25 protein-coding genes and 1 riboswitch are annotated in these 19,347 nt (G+C 46.2%); of the genes, 11 read left to right on the top strand and 14 right to left on the bottom strand.

Going from position 1 to position 19,347, the window contains the following annotated elements:
• Positions 1 to 248 precede the first annotated feature (248 nt).
• From PKH29_10170 to PKH29_10135, 8 genes are all read right to left on the bottom strand, one after another.
• Positions 249 to 809, bottom strand: a complete 561-nt coding sequence (locus PKH29_10170) for an ECF transporter S component (GenBank protein ID HNX15199.1) — start codon at positions 807 to 809, stop codon at positions 249 to 251.
• A 77-nt stretch (positions 810 to 886) separates the two neighbouring features.
• Positions 887 to 1,006: riboswitch (FMN riboswitch) on the bottom strand.
• Between the two features lie 17 nt (positions 1,007 to 1,023).
• The gene (locus tag PKH29_10165) at positions 1,024 to 1,290 is read right to left on the bottom strand and encodes an HPr family phosphocarrier protein (GenBank protein ID HNX15198.1); all 267 of its coding nucleotides are present in this window, start codon (positions 1,288 to 1,290) and stop codon (positions 1,024 to 1,026) included.
• A 233-nt stretch (positions 1,291 to 1,523) separates the two neighbouring features.
• Positions 1,524 to 2,225, bottom strand: a complete 702-nt coding sequence (gene trmD / locus PKH29_10160) for a tRNA (guanosine(37)-N1)-methyltransferase TrmD (protein HNX15197.1) — start codon at positions 2,223 to 2,225, stop codon at positions 1,524 to 1,526.
• Positions 2,222 to 2,743 (bottom strand): ribosome maturation factor RimM, encoded by a 522-nt coding sequence (gene rimM, locus PKH29_10155; protein HNX15196.1) that lies wholly within the window; start codon positions 2,741 to 2,743, stop codon positions 2,222 to 2,224. The genes trmD and rimM overlap by 4 nt, the downstream gene beginning before the upstream one ends.
• 10 nt (positions 2,744 to 2,753) lie before the next feature.
• Entirely contained in the window at positions 2,754 to 2,987 is a 234-nt protein-coding gene (locus PKH29_10150) for a KH domain-containing protein (protein ID HNX15195.1), read from the bottom strand.
• A gap of 49 nt (positions 2,988 to 3,036) precedes the next feature.
• Positions 3,037 to 3,282: a 30S ribosomal protein S16 gene (gene rpsP, locus PKH29_10145; protein HNX15194.1), complete on the bottom strand. Its 246-nt coding sequence runs from the start codon at positions 3,280 to 3,282 to the stop codon at positions 3,037 to 3,039.
• 73 nt (positions 3,283 to 3,355) lie between these two features.
• Positions 3,356 to 4,678, bottom strand: a complete 1,323-nt coding sequence (gene ffh / locus PKH29_10140; protein HNX15193.1) for a signal recognition particle protein — start codon at positions 4,676 to 4,678, stop codon at positions 3,356 to 3,358.
• Between the two features lie 14 nt (positions 4,679 to 4,692).
• A complete protein-coding gene (locus PKH29_10135; protein ID HNX15192.1) occupies positions 4,693 to 5,055 on the bottom strand; it encodes a YlxM family DNA-binding protein in 363 nt (120 codons plus the stop codon).
• 235 nt (positions 5,056 to 5,290) lie between these two features.
• Between PKH29_10135 and PKH29_10130 the strand changes: the two genes are divergently transcribed.
• The 5 genes from PKH29_10130 (at position 5,291) to PKH29_10110 (ending at position 7,612) form a co-directional block, all read left to right on the top strand.
• Positions 5,291 to 5,497 (top strand): hypothetical protein, encoded by a 207-nt coding sequence (locus PKH29_10130; GenBank protein ID HNX15191.1) that lies wholly within the window; start codon positions 5,291 to 5,293, stop codon positions 5,495 to 5,497.
• Between the two features lie 196 nt (positions 5,498 to 5,693).
• Positions 5,694 to 6,068 (top strand): DUF3795 domain-containing protein, encoded by a 375-nt coding sequence (locus PKH29_10125; protein ID HNX15190.1) that lies wholly within the window; start codon positions 5,694 to 5,696, stop codon positions 6,066 to 6,068.
• 77 nt (positions 6,069 to 6,145) lie between these two features.
• Positions 6,146 to 6,817, top strand: coding sequence for a flavin reductase (locus PKH29_10120; protein ID HNX15189.1), 672 nt, complete (start codon positions 6,146 to 6,148; stop codon positions 6,815 to 6,817).
• Between the two features lie 51 nt (positions 6,818 to 6,868).
• Positions 6,869 to 7,216: a cupin domain-containing protein gene (locus PKH29_10115; protein ID HNX15188.1), complete on the top strand. Its 348-nt coding sequence runs from the start codon at positions 6,869 to 6,871 to the stop codon at positions 7,214 to 7,216.
• A gap of 96 nt (positions 7,217 to 7,312) precedes the next feature.
• The gene (locus tag PKH29_10110) at positions 7,313 to 7,612 is read left to right on the top strand and encodes a hypothetical protein (GenBank protein ID HNX15187.1); all 300 of its coding nucleotides are present in this window, start codon (positions 7,313 to 7,315) and stop codon (positions 7,610 to 7,612) included.
• Positions 7,613 to 7,684: 72 nt separating this feature from the next.
• On the opposite strand, the gene PKH29_10105 is transcribed toward PKH29_10110, so the two are convergent.
• Together PKH29_10105 and PKH29_10100 are read right to left on the bottom strand one after the other, a co-directional pair.
• On the bottom strand, positions 7,685 to 8,809 hold the full coding sequence (locus PKH29_10105; protein ID HNX15186.1) for a hypothetical protein: 1,125 nt from the start codon (positions 8,807 to 8,809) through the stop codon (positions 7,685 to 7,687).
• A gap of 12 nt (positions 8,810 to 8,821) precedes the next feature.
• Positions 8,822 to 9,067 (bottom strand): AbrB/MazE/SpoVT family DNA-binding domain-containing protein, encoded by a 246-nt coding sequence (locus PKH29_10100; protein HNX15185.1) that lies wholly within the window; start codon positions 9,065 to 9,067, stop codon positions 8,822 to 8,824.
• Between the two features lie 59 nt (positions 9,068 to 9,126).
• On the opposite strand from PKH29_10100, the gene PKH29_10095 reads away from it, so the two are divergent.
• The 3 genes from PKH29_10095 to PKH29_10085 all read left to right on the top strand — a co-directional run bounded on the left by PKH29_10095 (position 9,127) and on the right by PKH29_10085 (position 11,238).
• Positions 9,127 to 9,729 (top strand): hypothetical protein, encoded by a 603-nt coding sequence (locus PKH29_10095; GenBank protein HNX15184.1) that lies wholly within the window; start codon positions 9,127 to 9,129, stop codon positions 9,727 to 9,729.
• Positions 9,729 to 10,256: a spore maturation protein gene (locus PKH29_10090; GenBank protein HNX15183.1), complete on the top strand. Its 528-nt coding sequence runs from the start codon at positions 9,729 to 9,731 to the stop codon at positions 10,254 to 10,256. Before PKH29_10095 ends, PKH29_10090 begins: the two co-directional genes overlap by 1 nt.
• A gap of 67 nt (positions 10,257 to 10,323) precedes the next feature.
• On the top strand, positions 10,324 to 11,238 hold the full coding sequence (locus PKH29_10085; protein HNX15182.1) for a hypothetical protein: 915 nt from the start codon (positions 10,324 to 10,326) through the stop codon (positions 11,236 to 11,238).
• A gap of 54 nt (positions 11,239 to 11,292) precedes the next feature.
• Here PKH29_10085 and PKH29_10080 read toward each other — a convergent pair whose 3' ends face one another.
• Positions 11,293 to 12,912 (bottom strand): peptidylprolyl isomerase, encoded by a 1,620-nt coding sequence (locus tag PKH29_10080; protein ID HNX15181.1) that lies wholly within the window; start codon positions 12,910 to 12,912, stop codon positions 11,293 to 11,295.
• A gap of 156 nt (positions 12,913 to 13,068) precedes the next feature.
• Positions 13,069 to 14,211 (bottom strand): peptidylprolyl isomerase, encoded by a 1,143-nt coding sequence (locus PKH29_10075; GenBank protein HNX15180.1) that lies wholly within the window; start codon positions 14,209 to 14,211, stop codon positions 13,069 to 13,071.
• 217 nt (positions 14,212 to 14,428) lie between these two features.
• On the opposite strand from PKH29_10075, the gene PKH29_10070 reads away from it, so the two are divergent.
• The gene (locus PKH29_10070; protein HNX15179.1) at positions 14,429 to 14,602 is read left to right on the top strand and encodes a hypothetical protein; all 174 of its coding nucleotides are present in this window, start codon (positions 14,429 to 14,431) and stop codon (positions 14,600 to 14,602) included.
• Between the two features lie 57 nt (positions 14,603 to 14,659).
• On the opposite strand, the gene PKH29_10065 is transcribed toward PKH29_10070, so the two are convergent.
• On the bottom strand, positions 14,660 to 15,571 hold the full coding sequence (locus PKH29_10065; protein ID HNX15178.1) for a diacylglycerol kinase family lipid kinase: 912 nt from the start codon (positions 15,569 to 15,571) through the stop codon (positions 14,660 to 14,662).
• A 557-nt stretch (positions 15,572 to 16,128) separates the two neighbouring features.
• Between PKH29_10065 and pyrR the strand changes: the two genes are divergently transcribed.
• Positions 16,129 to 16,677, top strand: a complete 549-nt coding sequence (gene pyrR, locus PKH29_10060) for a bifunctional pyr operon transcriptional regulator/uracil phosphoribosyltransferase PyrR (GenBank protein ID HNX15177.1) — start codon at positions 16,129 to 16,131, stop codon at positions 16,675 to 16,677.
• A gap of 22 nt (positions 16,678 to 16,699) precedes the next feature.
• A complete protein-coding gene (locus PKH29_10055; GenBank protein HNX15176.1) occupies positions 16,700 to 18,091 on the top strand; it encodes a solute carrier family 23 protein in 1,392 nt (463 codons plus the stop codon).
• An 88-nt stretch (positions 18,092 to 18,179) separates the two neighbouring features.
• Here the strand turns inward: PKH29_10055 and PKH29_10050 are convergent.
• A partial coding sequence (locus PKH29_10050; protein HNX15175.1) for a glycoside hydrolase family 127 protein occupies positions 18,180 to 19,347 on the bottom strand: 1,168 nt, incomplete at its 5' end.

Here is a 19,347-nt window from a genome sequence, read left to right as displayed (position 1 = left end):
CATCCTCTTGAAATTGTTCCGTGATAACCCTCTGTTCTAGTCAAGACCCAAATTTTATATGCGGCCCATATATCGGGATTTCGGTACTGTTTTCTCCATTTATAACAACACCATCGAAAAACGCCTCGAGAGCGCCTGCGCGAGACTTGAGAAAATAAAAAAACGTCATGATGAGCTCGAGGCTTTTTATAAAAATGCGATGAACTTTGAGGGGGTGAGTATGCTTTCCGAAAAGACTGCCGAGGAGATTATTTCTTTGCCTGATAATTGATCCGCTTTGAGAGCGGTTTATAAATAAAAAACGTAATCGTGCAATTTATTGCACACTTAATTAAATTGAACGGTAATATGATCGGAAGCAGTATTGGTAAAACCTGCGATCTCGGTATGCCCAAAAAGAGCGGTGTGATGAGAACATTAGCACCGAGCATGATGGCGATTTCAACGGCAGCGCTGACGGAGAGAGACACGATCGCGCCTTTTTGCGTTTTATGGAATGCGTAAATCATCCCGGCGACCAGAACCAGCGTACCTGTGGCGATAAAATGCATTAAAATTCCGTATAAACCGCTGGAGGCACTGACTGTAAAACCTTGAACCAGCGAAACGATTGCGGCAATCACAAGACCGACAACGGGGCCATACATAAAAGTGCCGATTAAAATCGGAATATCGCCCGGTTCGTATTCGAGGTATGAGATCAACAGTGGGAAGCGGGCGAACAATACCAAGACAATCGACAATGCCGTTAGAATACCTATGGTGGTAATTCCTCTGGTTGAAAAGGCTCTATTGGCAATAAGTTTCATTTTAATCTTGCAACCTTTCAAAAAAATATAATAAACAAAAAGCCCTTGTAAAACAAGGGCGAGGGCTCGCAAAAATGTGAACTCTTCTTTCATCCGGACTTTATACCGTCGGTATCGGGATTGCACCGATTCTGCGGAAAATCCGCTCGCGGACTGTCACCGCCGGTGGGGAATCTCACCCCGCCCTGAAGAGAATTTCAGTTAAATTTTAAGTTTAGTTTTCTTCGAAACCGGATTCGAGCAGAGCTACCAGGGCGTTCACTGCTTCATTTTCATCGGAACCGTCGGCGACGATGCGTACGCCGGAGCCGCCGATGATACCGAGAGAGAGTACTCCGAGCAGGCTCTTTGCGTTCACACGGCGTTCCTCTTTTTCTACCCATATTGTAGAGCGGTACTCATTTGCTTTCTGTATAAAGAACGTAGCAGGTCTAGCGTGCAGACCGACCTTGTTTCTGACGATGACATCTTTGTATACCATTATTGTGACCTTCCTTTTGCAGGTTTTGGTATGTTCGATTCAAGTTCGCTTTCAAAAAATAATGAACCAAACTCCGGGATTGCGCCCGAAAGGGCTTAGTCATATATTAATTATAAACCTTTTTTTAAAAACAGTCAACTCAAAACCGATTTCTTTTGAAAATCCGGATTAAGTTTAGAATATATGACAAAGTTCGCTAAGTAAAAATTAACCCTTTGTGCAATGTCACAATTCTATTTGCCGGGTTTCGGAACCTTTTCGTTCAATATGTCAGGCCGTTTATTTAACGTAGTTTCTAAGGATTTCTGCCTGCGCCATTTTTGAATGTTTTCATGGTGACCGGAAATCAAGATCTCGGGAACGGACATATCCCGCCAAACTTCGGGTCTGGTGTATTGCGGGTACTCTAACAACCCGTTGACATGACTTTCGCCGAGATAACATTCCGGTTCGGAGAGGACGCCATCGATCAGGCGTACCGTCGCATCGGTGACAACCATTGCCGCGAGCTCGCCGCCGGTCAGAACAAAATCACCGATGGAGATTTCCTCATCGACGATCTTTTCTATGACCCGTTGATCAATGCCTTCATAATGGCCGCACAGAATCGCGAATCCGTCGAGTTTCGAGAGTTCGAACGCTTTTATCTGCGAGAAGGTCTTACCTTGCGGAGACATGAAAAACATTTTCGGACGATAACCGCATTCGTTGCAGATGGCTTCAAAGCATGCATAGACCGGTTCCGGCCGTATGATCATGCCGGGACCGCCGCCGTAGGAATAGTCGTCGACGCGGTTATGTTTATCCCCGGAATAGTCGCGGATGTTGTGGTAATGGATCTCTGCAAGCTTTTTTTGCTGTGCCCGTCCGAGGATGCTGCTGCCGGTAAAAGCCGCGCAGACTTCGGGGAACAGGGTCATAATATCAATTCTCATAGCGATTCATTTTCGCCGTCGAAAATGCCGGGAATCGGGGAAATGGTCATAGTTTCGGTTTGTATATCGATGTTTTTTACGATCTGCGGGATGGCAGGGAACAATTTTTCAACGCCGCTTTTATCCTGTACAGCGTAGACATCGTTTGCTCCGGTGCGGTAAATCTGCGCGATTTTCCCGTAGGTTTCGCCGGAGGCAACATCGATAACCGTGAGCCCAATCAGATCGTCCTCAAAAAAACTGCCGTCAGCAAGGACGGCGTCTTTCCGCGCAAACCAAAGGGTTTTTCCGACCAGGGTTTTCGCAGTGTCAACATGACTATAACCTTCGGCCATGACAATCGCCTGTACATCGGTTCCGCGGCAGCTTGTGATTTTTAAAATGTCGTGCTGTGCGCCGAGATACAGGGTCTTGAACTGCGCGGCAAAAGCTAGGCCGTCGCACCACAAATCGACCTTGAATTCGCCTCTCAACCCATGAGTGGAGACGATTTTTCCGAGTTCAAGGTAATCGCGCATTATTTTAATCCTATTTAACTTCGAGCGAAGCGTTTTGACCCTGCCTTGCGGCGGCTGCCTTAAAGAGGGTCTTGAGACAGCGGACCATTCTGCCGCTTTTTCCGATCACGCGCCCCATGTCGCAGGCGGCGACGCCAACGGTATAGATGACCGCGCCCGACGCATCCGGCTGCGAAACCTCGATGGATATCTCATCGGGACTGGTGACGATCCCGTTGAAAAGTAAAGTGATGAATTCTTCCATTACGGGTATGCCTTTCCGGATCTTTCACCTTTCGGAGAAAACCCTTAGATTATTCGATGATGCCGTTTTTCTTCAACAGCACTCTGACGGTATCGGTCGGCTGTGCGCCGTTGGCGATCCATTTCTTGGCCTTTTCGCCATCTACCTGAAACACAGAGGGTTCGGTGAGCGGGTTATAAAAACCGATTTCCTCAATGAATCTGCCGTCGCGCGGGAATCTCGAATCCGCCACGACAACGCGGTAAGACGGGGCCTTTTTTGCGCCGGTGCGCTTTAATCTGATTTTGACTGACATTTGAATTCCTCCAAATTTGTGTGTTGTTGATGATTTATGTTCAACCGTTCGTTAACGAATCGGATTGAAACCGTTAAAATCCCATTCCGGGGAATCTTCTCTTATTTGCGCCTTTTTTGCCGAACTGCTTCATCATGTCGCGAATTTGATCTATCTGCTTGAGCAGACGGTTGACGTCTTCGACCTTGGTTCCGCTTCCGGCGGCAATGCGGCGTTTGCGGGGTGGGGTTATCAAGTTCGGGTTGGAACGCTCTGCAGGTGTCATCGAGCAGATCATCGCATCAATTTTACCGAATCGCTTCATGTCGATGTCTTCTTGCTTGATCTTGCCCGCACCGGGAATCATGCCGATGATGTCGGCGAGATTGCCTATCTTTTTCATATTAGCGAATTGATCGCGCAAATCATTGAAATCAAATTTATTGGATTTGAGTTTCTTAATCGTTCTCTCGGCTTCGGCTTCGTCGAATTGCGATTCAGCTTTTTCAATCAACGTCAGCACGTCACCCATACCGAGGATCCGGCTTGCCATACGGTCGGGGTGGAAGGTCTCGAGTTGGTCGATCTTTTCTCCGACTCCGATAAATTTGACCGGTTTTCCGGTGACAGCTTTGACGGTCAGCGCGGCGCCGCCGCGGGTGTCGGAGTCCATTTTTGTTACCATTACACCATCGATACCGAGCGCGGCGTTAAAGCTCTCTGCGACGTTTACAGCGTCCTGACCGGTCATCGCGTCGACAACGAGCATGATCTCGTTGGGCTTGACGGCGGATTTGACGTTTTTCAATTCATCCATCATCGTCTCGTCAATGTGCAGACGGCCTGCGGTATCGAGAATCACGATGTCGTTTCCATGGTCTTTGGCATGCTTGACGGCTTCTCTCGCGATTTTAACGGGGTCGGTCTGTCCCATCTCAAACACCGGCAGATCGGCTTTTTTTCCGATTGTGACAAGCTGGTCGATGGCGGCGGGACGATAAATATCGCAGGCGACGAGCAGCGGGCGTTTGCCCTGAGACCGCAGCAGATAGCCGAGTTTTGCGCAGTGCGTCGTTTTACCGCAGCCCTGGAGACCGCATAACATGATGATCGTGGGCGGAACGGAGGCAAAGTTGATGCGGGTGTTCGTGCTGCCCATCAGCTCGGTCAGTTCGGCGTTGACGACCTTGATGACCTGTTGGGCGGGAGTTAAACTTTGGAGCACTTCCGCGCCGAGGCATTTTTCGCCGGCTTTAGCGACAAAATCCTTTGCGACCTTGAAGTTGACGTCGGCTTCGAGCAGTGCGATGCGCACCTGCCGCATGACGTCCTTGATATCGTTTTCCGACAGCTTTCCGCGGTTTTTAAGTGCTTTGAAGATGCCGCTGAGTTTTTCGCTGAGACCTTCGAATGCCATTACCGGTAAAGCTCCTAATCCAGAAGTTTTTGCGAGACCGAGATGATCTCCTTAATACCGTCGTCGGTGATTTTCGAATAGGAATAACCCTTGTTCTGCGTGGCGATACCGTGGGAGACGCGCACAATCGTGTCAAGTCCTTCGCGAATCTGCAGATATTTTGCACAGAAACCGACTTTACTTTCAAATTCCGTCATGACTTGTTCGGAACGCTTGATCGCATCCCGGACGCCCTGGCGGGTGATTCCGACAATTTCGGCGATTTCGGACAGAGACATATCGTCGTTATAATACATCTCGGTGACTTCGCGCTGTTTTTCGGTCAACAGATCGCCGTAAAAATCCAGCAACAGAGAAATTTCTAAGTTTTTCTGCACGTCATCGCCTCCTGTTAAGCGCTGTGTAAAGCACAAATCCTTTACATCTGGATTATACAATATTTTTTACATTCTGTCAAGTGCTTTTCGACAAATATTTCGATTTTTAATAAGTTGAACTGTTTATGATTTACATCTTGTGGAAACAATTAAAATCTGATAAAATCACTAATATTATGTAGAACTTAGGTAAGAAAGGATAAAAAAGCCATGAGATTGTAAAAACGGTATTTGCTTGATCACGGAAGATGTCCGTAAACTTGCGGAGTTTTATCAAAAAGTTTTGCAATTCGAAACCGAATTGAATGATGTCCATGTTGTTATCACGGCAGAAGACGGCGGTATCACGATTTATTCAAAATCCGCAGCTGAAGGGGATATGTGTTTTAACTTCAGTCAATATCACGGGACCGGAATGACCAAGTTCAGTTTCGGCGTTTAAAATGTGGACGCCGAATATGAGAGGTTAAAATCATTAAACTTGAATATTGAATTTGAGATTGTTTCATGTCAGAAGATGCTTTATTCCTATGAATTTAATTCGGTAAATCGAGGGATAAAGGGCAAAAGACCGGAGAACTTGTCCACACCTGCTGCTTCTGTTAATAATAATTAAAAATAAGAACGGAGATTGATTTATGAAAAAGATGAAATTAGCGGCTTGCGGAATTGACTGTAACGAATGTGATCTTTACAAAGCGGAATTTGATAAAAATGCAGCGGAATCATTGGTAAGGTGGTTTGAAAGCAAAGGGTGGATCGGAGAAAATGATGGTGCCGAGGCAGTGATGAAAAAGGCTCCGTTTTGCAGGGGCTGTTGGAATAAAACCGGAGTTCATTGGTGTGATACAAATTGTAATTTACTTAAATGTTGTGAAGATAAGCAAATAAATCATTGCGGCGAATGCAGTGATTTTTCATGTAAAAAATATATGGAATTTGCAAATGACGGCGACCATCATAAAAAAGCAATGGAATATCTGCTGTCCTTAAAAAAAACTCTTAGCTTATAACACGACACACAGTTGTCGTGTTCAATGCGATAAAATAAAAGGGAACAAAATTCATTAACAGGGAAGCATATAATATTATGAAAAAAGAAATCTCTCTTTTTGCAAGACCCGAGAAATTCACTGAGCAATATTTAAAGGCCTGTGGAAATATTTCATGGTATGATTTTGTGACTGGAATGCCATCCCTGGTATTCGTTGTCACGGGCTGGAAACCGAACGGAAAAGAAAATGCCTGCATGCAGTCCTGGTCGAGTTTTATCGGAGGAGGTGCGAATGATTTTATCTGTATCATGAGCAGAGTTTCAAAAAACGGGCATATGTACAAGTCGTTGAAAGAGACAGGTGTCTGTGTGTTGAATTTTCCTTCGTTTGATATCTATGCCCGCTGTATCAAAACCATCGGGAATAATCAATATGAAACAGATGAAATTACCGCTTCCGGCCTGACGGCGGAAAAAGCCGTAAAAGTGAACGCACCTCGAATCAAAGAGTGTTTTTTGAAAATCGAATGTGAGTTTTTATGGGAACATGAACTTATCGAGGGGAGCAATGAACTGACAGTTGCCCTGAAGGCCGTCAGCCTCTGCATGGACAGCGACCGTTACGATCAAGATAAACTCGGCAGATACGGGAAAACCGGATTTTTATTTCAAATGGATCAGCCGACCAATCCGGAAACCGGAGAGACAACACCGATCGGAGCCGGAACAATCGAGCCGAGTGATCCGATTCCGTGGGATACTAAATAAACCGGGCTTGTTGCACAGATATTAGATTTTTGGTGAGATTGGAGCAATATCATGCTGGACAAAGTTAATCTTATAAAAACAGCCAATGATCTTAAGAAGTTGTATACATATGATAAAGTAGGACGTTTGAACGATCATGTCCTGAGTATTGCCAATGTAGAGAATCGAACGTTGGATTTTCACATTCACGAGCAATCCGATGAACTCTTTTATGTGATTGAAGGTTACTTCTACCTTGATACCGATGAAGGTCTGATAAAAGTCGAAGAAGGAGAGTTTATAATAGTGCCGAAAGGTAAAAGGCATAGACCTGTTGTAAATGAACTAGCCCGGTTTTTAATGATTGAACTTGACGGTACACTTAATAAAGAAAACAGCGGAAATCTATATGAAGAATAACCTTGAGAATAGGTGCCAAACATCGGGTTGAAAATATCCTGAAATTGTGGTATACTGAATAGGTGAAACCCGTATTTCGCGTGAGGAGTGATAAATATGGCACAGGAGCCGTCGAAATTTCTGACTTATATGGGAAAGCCGTTGGTGCGTGCAAAAGACACCATCTATTACGGCGACCCTACCGACAGCTGCATCGTCGAAATGAAGATACTGGATAATAAAACGGTGGGCGGAAAAGAAATCCCCAACCGCATTTCCGTGATGCTGGTCTCTACTGACATCTTGTCCGGAAGGCCTCAGGTTTTCAATAAGACCGAGCGAACCGGACTTTATAATGCGATGGACGTCGCGTCGATTTGGCTTCAGAGAAAACTCAAGGAGAACGAAAAAGCGTAAAGCCAATTGAAAAAACAACAAAAACCGCCCTCTCCGAAAAATCGGACAGGACGGTCTTTTGTTGTTTGGTTATTACCGAAAAGCTTTTTGATATTGTTCGCAGTAATAGGCCACGAGTTCGTATTTTGCGTCCGGAGCGATGCGATGGTCAGGGCATGGAATATAACCGCCCAGAGCGACCAGCGCTTTCAGCCGTTCGATTTCGGCGTTGACCGCCGCTTTGTCCTGCGCAAATACGCGTTTGTCCATGCCGCCGACACCACGAAGTTCTTTGCCGTACTTTTCACGCCACGGTGCGATGGAGGCGTTCCAAGTGCCGACTTCGATCGGGAACATGGTGTTGACGCCGTTTTCGAGCCAGATGGGTACAAGCGTATCAATCTTGCCGTCGCAGTCGACGGAGACGATTTTCACTCCGTGCTGATGCAGCAGATCGGTGGTCTTTTTGTAGTGCGGGCCGATGACTTCCTCGAATATCGATGGGATGACCAGCGGTCCGTTCTTGAAGCAAATGTCTTCCCAAAAATGGGCATAATCGATTTTTATGCCAAACGAGAGAATACGCTCGGCGATCTTATAACAGAGGTTACAGAGCGTTTCTGCAATCTCGATATAGAGATCGTAATCGTCGGCGATCAGATAAGAGAAATGCTCAACGCCGAGCAGATTACGCATTACGCCGATATAGCTGCCTACATGGAACGCAATCGGGACATCGAGATCCCAATTATTAATCCGCTCCTTAAGCGCCTTTTCGTCAACCCGGTCCTCGCTGTATTGCAAACGGGGAAGATAGAGTTCTTCCCATGCTTTCCGGTCGGTAAGAGAGGTACCGACTTCGGAGGGAATGGAAGTAGTGCCGGGTTTTGTCATGACCAGCAACCCTTCGCTATTGCGGACCAGTCTTTGGCCGTTTGGTTTTTCTTCAATAATTTGCTCTTGAAATGACGGTAATAGGGAAGTACGGCCGCTGAAACCGCAACTCCAGTTGAAATCAAAGCCAAGCTGAGCCATGATTTGCCTGTCTCCGATACCGTTGTCGCCGGTCTTGCAGTAACTATCGGCCATTTCTTGGGTGATATTTCCTTCTTTTGCCCATTTCTGAGCTGTCTCCGCCCAATAACCGAAGGCTACGCAGGGTAACCGATCATAACTCTCGTAGTTTAAAACTGCGAGAGCGCGTTCTCTGTTTGTCATATCAGAAAGACCTTACTTGAGATTGCCAAGATGCTCTATGCACTTTTTGCAAACATTCAGACCTTCGTATTCATTCAGCTCGCTTTGGCTGCCGCAGAACACGCAGGAATTCATATGCTTTTTCAGAATAATCGCACCGTCGTCAACATAAATTTCGATGGGATCATGTACTTTCCAGTTGAGTGATCTGCGGGATTCAATCGGGATTACCAATCTTCCGAGTTCGTCCAAGTTCCTGATGATGCCTGTTTCTTTCATACTACACACCTCACCTTTGATTTGTATATTAATGCTAACACAAGAAAAGTAAAATGTCAATGAAATATTTTTTTGGAGGAAAAATGTCGGATTGGATTTGGCTTGTCATGATGGTCGGTTCCATCATTTACGCAGTGATCACGGGAAAGGTGAGCGAAGTGGCTTCGGCTATCCCTGGCGGGTGTAAAGAAGCGGCGACACTTTTTTTGACATTATTGGCAAATTTGTGCTTTTGGAGCGGAATTTTACAGATTACCCGCGACAGCAAATTCGACCTGCTAATCGCAAAACTCTGGATGCCGGTTTTAAAAATTTTATTTCCGAAAATGAAAAAAGAAAACCCGGCTTACCCATTAATTGCCCAGAATATGGCAGCAAATTTCCTAGGACTTGGCAGTGCGGCAACGCCGCTCGGTCTTGCTGCGATGCATAAATTGGCTTCACAAACAAAATACGGCGGAGATGCTTCTCCTGATATGATCCGTTTTGTCCTTGTCAATACTTCAACAATTCAGCTGATTCCGACAACCTTAGCTGCTCTCCGACAGCTCCACGGCAGCAAAGAACCATACATTATCATGCTGCCGATGCTGATCGTATCTGTTATTGCTGTGATTAGCGGGCAGCTCCTGAATATTGTGATCGAGAGGAGGCCGCCCTGATGTTCCAATATATCAGCGTCTTGATTCTGCCGCTGTTTTTAGCGGCTGTCCTTTTATTCGGCGCCTTTAAAAAGGTCAGAGTTTTCGAGAGTTTCCGGCTCGGGGCTAAAACCGGAATCGATACTGCTGCGGCCATCTTCCCAACCTATGTCGGCATGGTTGTTGCGGTGATGGTGATGCGGGCAAGCGGCGTTTTAGATGCAATCGCATCATTATTCGATCCTGTGGCAACTCTTTTTAAAATCCCGCCAGATGTGCTTCCGATAGCATTCCTTCGACCGCTTTCCGGCAGTGGTGCTTTTGCGTTGCTGCAGGACTTGTTTCGAAAAGAAGGGCCGGACAGTTTCATCGGGAAACTCGCTTCGGTGATCGAAGGCGCAAATGAAACGACATTCTATGTTTTTTCTCTTTATTTTGCCTCCGTAGGAATCAAAAAGACACGCCAGACACTAATCTGTGCGGTTTTTGCGGACATTACGGCGCTTATAACCGCTTGTTTCTTTTCCAGATTATTTTTCGGCGGTTGAAAAATGTCGAAACTGTGTTAAAATGATAACAGTATTCTTCCGAATATTAAAAGGCAGGAGCAAAAAAATGGAATTCAGAACACTTTTCAAAGACGGAAACTTTTACAAGGGCAATACTCACGCGCATACCACAATATCGGACGGAGGCGGCACACCGGCCCAAGTAGTCGATGCCTATAAAGCCGCCGGTTACTCTTTTTTGGCGATGACCGACCATTTGGCATACGGTTTTGATACCGCATTCAACACAGATGAATTTTTGGTTCTGCCCGCGACCGAATTGGATACCTTGGTAGGCGGCATCCACCATATCGTCGCCATCGGCCATCCGAACCAGACCCAATATGAGCACGGTTATCGTTTCGATTATAAACTCATTCATTCCATGACGGCGCAGCAAATTATTAACGAGGTTAACGCTCACGGCAATTTGGCAATCCTGGCTCATCCGTATTGGTCAAAAGTCGATTATACCACCGAAAAAGACCTGCATGGGCTGTTCGCGATGGAAATTATGAACAACGTCTGCGAGACGACTTGGCGCAGCGGAAACGCGGAGTTCTTTTTTGATCATTTCCTGTGGGATCGCAATTATATGTGGTGTACCGGCTCCGACGACTTGCATGATATGGGCCGGGATATGTTCGGCGGATTTATTACGGTGAAATGCGCACAGCTGACTTACGATAATTTATTCGATGCATTAAAAATAGGCAGCTTTTTTGCTTCATATTCGAGGATCGGCAATAAAGCACCGCTCATCAAGGACTTTTATATCAGAGACGGCGCGGTGTATTTGGACTGTTCCCCCTGCGGACGAGTCTATTTCAAGTCGAACGGTTCACAAAAACCGTTTTACAATCTAAATGGTGAATTATATGCGCACGCGGAATGGAATTTGGAAAAATGCCGTGATTATGTCTATGCCGTCTGCGTTGATTCGGACGGAAATATCTCCTGGACGCAGCCGATTCTACTGTAATAAAAATTGAAAGCGCGCGATACGGAATTCCGTATCGCGCGCTTTTTTGTTATGTTATTTCGAAACCATGAAAGCTTTGAAGAAAGTTGTCTCGGCATTTACATTGGCAAAAGTCTCGTCCTGGGTTTGCATGTAGTGGTAATTCTTGATGTCGTCGATTGCGGTCAGCCGCCAGACAAGATCGCCCCAGCTGTCGAGATAGACGAAGTAATAACCGCCGTAGCTGCTCTCGATAATGGAATATTCACCCAACGATCTTCCGGTGGTGTAGCACCAGATTGCCACATCCTGATCCATGTTCTTGGGCAGAAAATTAGAAGTGAGTCCTCCGTCTTTTGACGCGTCAACGTCGTCTGAGTATTGCGCAGCGAGTCCTTTGAAGACGTCGGCGGTTTTTCCGCTCTCAATAAATTTCGCTTGAACAGCTTGTGCGGCAGCTTGTGCGGCGTTCTGGTCGGCGTATTTTTCACCGATGCCGAAATAGATGCTGTAGAGATTTGAAGCCAGTGTGGGCGGATAGTTGGCATCGACGAATAAAAGAGCATAAGCGGTGCCGTCGGTCACACTGTAGACCACTTCTTTGTCCCCGGGCTTTCTTGAAGCGTCGAACAGCCAATTGGAGATGTCGGCGTCTGAAATTTCGTCGGCAGTGAAGTAAAACCGCAGCGTTGCCGAATCGGATTCATAATTCGATTTATCCGCATCTGCGGCGGTTTTATAAGCAAGCGCAGCAAACGATGCCTGATCGGTAACTTTATTGAGAAATTCGTGAGCTTTGTTCTTGGCTTCGGCGATATCGGCTTCACTGTCAGAAGCTGCGGCGAATCCGTAATAACGATATTTTGCACCCCAGAACTGGTCTTTGTATTCGATCATCCAACTGTCAAGTTCCGACTGTTCAACGGTGAAGCTATTAAGCAGATAATCGTTGTAATGCTGTGCGATATAAATATGTTCGAGTGCGTAGCGAAGGTTTTTTTCACTGCAGCTGGTTCCGAACATGCTGTGGATGAATTCCTCTTCGCTGACCTTATTGCTTTCGGCGTTGGTCTTTATGGCCTCGTCAAAAAAATTATCGATGGCGCTCCGATCGGCTTCTGTCAGACCGAAATCCTGCTCAAGGGCTTTCTGGTAGGCGATGATGATGGTCTCGACATAGGCGTCGGTTTGGTCGAGAAAATAATCCTGCCAGGTCATGACCTTGTCGCCTGAAAGAGAAGAAGGGCATTGCTGCTTGGAAAGATCTTTGGAAGTATCAAGTACATCAGTATCGAAATAGCTTCCGTAGGACTGTTTAAAATATTGGACTGTCGTCCAGTAGTTGAAGTTGTATTCGTAGACGGGAACCTTCATGCCGTTGACCGTGATTGCCGTCGCATTTGCAAAATAAAAAGCCGGAAACAAATACATGCTGCCGGAGACCAGAATCAATGCAGCTAAAACGCACGAGATCACGGTGATTACCGTGCGTTGGGTTTTAGACAACCTTTTTTTCTTTTTTTCCGGCTTCTCGGATTCGAATTTTTTTAAATCCTCGGAAAATCCGTCATCACTGACGGTACTTTCTGCCTTTTGATCTTCCGTAACCGATTCTTTATTTTCTTCTGTGTTTGCTGAATCGAGCCTTTGCTCTTCAACGGTCGATTCTTCTGTCTCGTTGGGTTTTTCGAACATATGACAAGCCCCTTTCAAAAATCAACACTGATATAATAAGTGGAAATTGTGATTCTTAAGTGATGCGGAAAGCGGTAAGGTAAGGCAAAGTGACTATAAATGAAATTGAAATTGAAAACGCACGATTCGGAAATCCGAATCGCGCGTTTTCATTCGTTATTTGGATATCATGAAAGATTTGAGGGAAGTTGACTTTGTCTGGACATTTTTGAAGAGTTCATCGACGGTTTGCATGTAGTGGTAATTTTTTATATCGCTGATTGCGGTCATTTTCCATACCGGGTCGCCCCAGCTCTCCAGGTAAACGAAGTAATAACCGCCGTAACTGCTTTTAATGATCGAAAATTCACCCGGTACTCTTCCAGTTGTGTAGCACCAGATTGCAACTTCCTGGTCCATATTTTTCGGCAAGAAATTCGGAGTCAGTCCGCCGTCCTGAGCAGCATTGACGTCATCTGAGTATTGAACGGCAAGTTCTTTGAAAGCTTCCGCGGTTTTTCCGCTCTCGGCAAATTTGTTCTGAGCTTCCTGAGCCGCTGCTTGCGCGGTGCTGTCGTCGGCATATTTATCTCCAATGCCGAAATAGATACTGTAAAGGTTCGCAGCCAACGACGGTGGATAATTCGCATCCACGAATAAAAGAGCGTAGGCTGTGCCATCGGCTACGCTGTAGATAACCTCTTTATCTCCGGATTTTCTTGATGCATCAAACAACCAATTAGACATATCGGCGTCGGAAATTTCATCAATGGTAAAATAATAACGAAGGGTTGCGCCATCGGATTCGAATTTTGCTTTTTCTTTTTCTGCGGCAGTTTGATAAGCGAGTGAAGCAAACGACGCCTGATCGGAAACTTTATCAATGAATTCATGGGCCTTTTTCTTGGCAAGTTTGATATCTTCTTCCGAATCCGAAGCCGCTACAAATCCATAATAACGATAGCAAGCACCCCAGAACTGGTCTTTATATTGAATCATCCAGTTATCCAGCTCCGGTTGTTCAACAACATAATTATCAAGCAAATAGGCTTCATACTGAGTTGCGAGCGTGTAATGTTCGAGCGAGATGCGAAGATTTTTCTCATTGCAGCTGTTGCCGAACATGCCATGGATAAAGTCTTCTACGCTGATTTTATTGTCTTCGGCATATTTTTTTATAGATTTGTTAAAATAGTCGTCGATCGATTTTTGTTCGCCGGTACTTAAAGTGTATCCTGCTTCTGTTGCTTTTTGATAATAGAGCACGATTTTTTCCATCTGAGCATCGGTCTGACCAAGGAAATATTCTTTCCAGGTCATATTCTTGCCCCCCGTAAGAGAGGTCGGACATTGCTGTTTCCCGAGATCTTTTGTGGTATCAAGCGAACTTTCAAAACGGTTTGCACTCGTTTGAAAAAATGTCTGCACTTTTGTCCAGTAATTGAAATTATATTCATAAACGGGAACCTTAATTCCATTAATCGTGATTGCCGCTGCATTTGCGAAATAAAAAGTAGGAAAAAGGAAAATCGAGCCGGTGAAAAGAATCACCGCGACCAAAACGCAAGAGACGGCTGTAACGACGGTGCGTTGGAATTTGGACAGCGCTGCTCTTTTCTTTCTTCTCGGCAAAACGGTACGTTTGGCCGCATCGTTTTCGACGTTGTTTTTGTTTTCGGTTGATTCGCTGGTTTCTTTTCTAATCATATGAAAAACTCCCTTCGATAACCCGGAATACGGGTGATCATATCATAAACAAGTGATGTTTTTAGGATACTGCCGCCGGAACAACAAAGTTTAATTTAAACGGCGAAAGACCAATTCTCACGGCTTTTTCGGTGAAAACGTCTCCGTCGATACAGATGCGCAGCGGCTCCTGTGAATAGATGTCGATTTCGCCGGCATTTTGATAGGTTAAAAGCCCTTTAAAAGCAGGATGCGCCAGATGTTTTCCGGCTTTATATTTGCCGATCAGGCGAAGCACTTTTCCTCTGGAGACTTTGTTTACGAGGCAGACATCAAGTTGCCCGTCGTCGATTTTGGCAAGCGGCGCAGCTTTATAACCGCCACCGTAGTATTGGCCGTTTGCGATGGCAATCAGCATATAATCACCGTTCAATTCGGTTTTTCCGTTCAATAGGATTTTCAATTCGTTGCCGAGTTTACCGAATAAACTTTTTAAAACGCCGAGCAGATAAGGCATGGAACCCTTTAACAGCGGCAGTCGTTTGAATTCCTGCATGTAAAATGCGGCGTTCGAATCAATGCCGATATTGCAGATATTTAAACAGCGGTGCTCGTCTACCATCATGAAATCGACCTTTTTTGAAGGGAACGTCAGGATTTTATCGACGTCGAGCAACTGTTCACGCGGAATTTCAAGCGATTTGATAAAATCATTCCCGGTTCCGCAGGGGACACAGCAGACCTCGGTATCCTCAAAATCCTCGATTCCGGAAAGCACGTCGTTTAGCGTACCGTCGCCGCCCACGGCGTAGATACGGCTTTTTTCGCCTTTCGAGGTGACACTTCGCACGAAGTCGATCGCATTCTGTTTGCTTTGTGTAAAATGAATGACAAAGTTAGCTTTGGCTTTTTTACAGGCCTCTTCAATCTTCGGAACCAGTTTCACAGGACGGCCTTTTCCCGCTGTCGGATTGATAATGAAATAGTGGGTCACTGTCTCGACCTCCGCGAAAGAATTACATGGATTATAGCATAGAGCGTTTATTTTTGCAACAATTTGAATTTTCATATGTAAATACATGAGCATTTTTTAATATTTTGGAGACAAGAGGCCAGCTGCTGTTTTCTATCTTATTAATAAATGACAATCGGCTAGTTTGAATATATGGGTCTGAATACCTTGAAAGATAATTTGTCTTATTTACAAGGGGCTCCCAAGGATAGGAAATAGTCAATAGTTTCGTCAGGGGCGCGGTCTAATCATCGCATTGAATTTAACTGCTATTTAGTTGAAACATGTCGAAAATATTTACATAATGCCTTGACAACCATAGCCTTGATTTTTTATAATAGAACAAAGGTCTCCGAATTCGTAGAAAGGCATTTTAATTACCTCGGTTCAGTGACCTTGACAGATCCATATGCCGTTGTTGTTTTTAATTCCGGTACTGTGATGCCGGCAAAACACTCAATATAACAGTATATCTGTGAATTGGAGTGCCCTGCCGGAATCCGGCGGGGCATTTATTTTTGAACGGAGGTGAAAAATAAATGAAATTAAAGGCGGAATTAATGGACGAAATGGCTATGAGACGCGCTCTGATGCGAATCACGCACGAGATTATCGAAAAGAATCAGGGGACCGAAGGCTTATATCTCGTGGGGATCAAACGCAGAGGGGAAAAACTCGCGGAGCTCATCAGGGATAACATCAAAAAAATCGAAGGCGTCGACATCATATACGGCAGCATCGATATCAAGTATTACAGGGACGATCTGACCACCATGGGAGATTCGCCGTTACTGAAAAAATCGGAACTGCCGACCGATGTCACTGGGAAAACGGTCGTCCTGGTCGACGATGTGCTCTATACCGGGCGCACCGCGCGGGCAGCGATGGAAGCCGTCATCACCTGCGGCCGACCGAAAGCGATTCAGCTTGCTGTTTTAATTGACCGCGGTCACAGGGAATTACCGATTAGGGCCGATTTTGTGGGTAAAAATATCCCGACCGCACATTCGGAATTAATCGAAGTACGCATTCCCCCGTTCGACGATGAGACGCGCGTTTGTCTGATGGATCAGTTTGAAGGAAAATAAAAAATCAGAGAGAAGGAAAATCATGAGCAAGGAAAAAATCTGCTATCTGCCCGACGAAACGCCGCCGATAGGCAAACTACTGATGTATGCACTGCAGCAAGTGATTGTCATGTTCCCGGCGACTGTCGCAGTCGCTCTTATCACCGGTTTTCAGGTCTCTACCACCATTTTTGCAAGCGGACTCGCAACGATTTGCTTCGCGTTGATTACCGGTAAAAAACTGCCGATGTATTACGGCTCCAGCTTCGCTTATCTCTCCGCCATCGCAGGCCTTGTCGCCGCGCAGGGGTTTGAGAGAGTCAACGGAATTTTACCGGTCGAAGCGATTCAAATCGCCCAGTTCGGTATTATTATGTCCGGTTTGGTTTCGATTGCAGCAGGATTAATTGTCAAATTCGTCAGCCGTAATGCGGTTGAAAAAGTCCTGCCCGCAAGCGTTACCGGCTCTGTTGCGATGATTATCGGTTTGACATTGGCCGGAGGTGCCATGAAAGATGCCTCTCCCGCCGAAGGCCAGCCGCAGATCGTCTGGATTGTCTCGCTTGCGACCTTATTGTCCACGGTTTTCTTCTCCAGATATCTTAAGGGCTTTCTCGGACAGCTGCCGCTGCTCATGGGCGCCGGCGTCGGATGCCTTGTGGCGTTGGGATTTTATCTGTTCGGCGGAGACGGTATGAACTTGTTCCGCGGTCTGCCCCCCGAGGCGCTTGCCTCTTCTACATGGAAGCTCGGCGACGGCAGCATTTTCGCTTTGCCGGCTTTTTCGCTTCCCAGGGTTTCATGGGCGGCTGTCGCGGCAATCATGCCGATCGCGATCGCGACGATTCCGGAATCCACCGCGCATGTCTATCAGCTTGACGTATATGTCAATGCGGCAGCAAAGGAAAAAGGATCCGGTAAAAAATATGACATGGCCAGCTTGCTGGACCGCAATCTGGTTGGTGACGGTATCTGTGATATGATTGCCGGCGTGATCGGCGGCCCGGCCGGTACCAACTACGGCGAGAATATCAGCACCATGGCAATCACCCGTGTGTTCAGCGTACCGGTTATGATGGTTGCGGCAGGAATCGCCATGGTCATCTCCTGCTTCACACCGCTCATCGGTATCATTTACGGCATTCCGCTGGCAGTCATCGGCGGTCTTGAGATCTATCTGTTCGGCGCTATCGCCGCGCAGGGTATCGCGATCATGATCGACAAGAAGAGCGATATGTTCTCGGTGAAGAACATCGCCGTCATCGCCAGCATCATGATTTTCGGCCTCGGCATTCAATACGGTTTCGGCGGATCAATTAACTTCTTCGGTATGCAGGTTCCTGCGGTCGCGGGTGCCGCCATCTTCGGCATTCTCTTGAATCTGCTGCTCAGCATCGGAGATAAGAAGAAAGAGAAAGAAACTCAAACCGAGTGAAAGTGAAACAATAAACATATTATAAATGCAAACCGCTCCGCGAAAAGAGATCAATCTTTTCGCGGAGCGGTTGTTTATATAAGATTGTTTATAGTTTCTTTTCCAAATCCGCTCTCGGGAAATAAGTGATTCTTAGATTTGTGCAGCCGTAGGGGACAAGGGTGAGTTCAATCGGATGGGCTACTCTTTGACAATCGCCGAACGGCTCAAAGGTTTTGCTGGGATAAAGACAGCAGCTGTATGGCGCTTTATATGCAGGAATTTTTATAACGACATGCGGCTCCGACCAGACATAACCGTTTTTGCAGTTGTATTCGACTTTGATATCTTCCGCTTTCAGGTTTTCATCCACCGCAACGTTCCAATAAATCCGATCTCTGCGTAATTGTAAACGCAAATAATTATCGTCTGTAGATGCCTCTTCAAAAACGGGTTTCACTTTATACCACGGCCATTCTTCCGGCAGAGGTGTTTCGGTTTGAGGATAGTAGGGCTCCCATTTTTCCTGAATCGGGAGAGAGAAGAGCAGGGCACCGTAACGAAATGCCAGCGGGTGTTTGCCCGCATTGTCGGAATCATCGATATGTAATACTTCGATTTCAGCGCGGAAGGATAATTCAATGTTATGATGATCACTGCCGATCAGATCAAGCCGGATAAATCCGTTTTGATTGACTTCGGCTGACTGGGTTTTCCCATCAACTGTGATCGCCGTCTCTTTGCTCCATGCGGGGTTTTTGCAATAGAGCACGCCGTTTCCGGTTACGTCGAGCGTAACAGAGTTTTTAAATGGATATAGGGTTTTTTCTTCAATTGTTAAGCCGTTGTGCCTGATTGTACAAGGGCCGTATGCCGTCAGATAAAGCGCTCTATTTTCGTCCGCAAGTGCCATCCCGCGTATAAACTCGGGCATTAAAATCACCGAATTGGCCGGGCAGCAGGCAACCGGATAACATGGGGAATAGACCTGCATATCCACGCTGTCATTGGAGGAAATGTCTGTGGCGTAAACCTGATTCGGCGCCGAGAGATAGGCAATCGCCCGCTCGTCCTTTTTGCGCGCGCCTTGCGCGCCGTTATACACCAGCTGCTCGGCATAATCGCCGTATTTTGACTCACCCGTGATGGCAGACATCGCGCTATAAGCAGCATTATAATAGGTGAAACTGCAATACTCGGTCTCGGTGACCGAACCCACAGGGGCAAGATACTCTACCACGCCCGTCGGACCGCCGGAGGCGTTCATGGCCTTATTG

Source organism: Oscillospiraceae bacterium, assembly GCA_035353335.1.
Taxonomy (GTDB): domain Bacteria; phylum Bacillota; class Clostridia; order Oscillospirales; family JAKOTC01; genus DAOPZJ01.
Note: the sequence above shows the minus strand (reverse complement) of the source record. Positions and strands in the feature narration are given on the sequence as shown.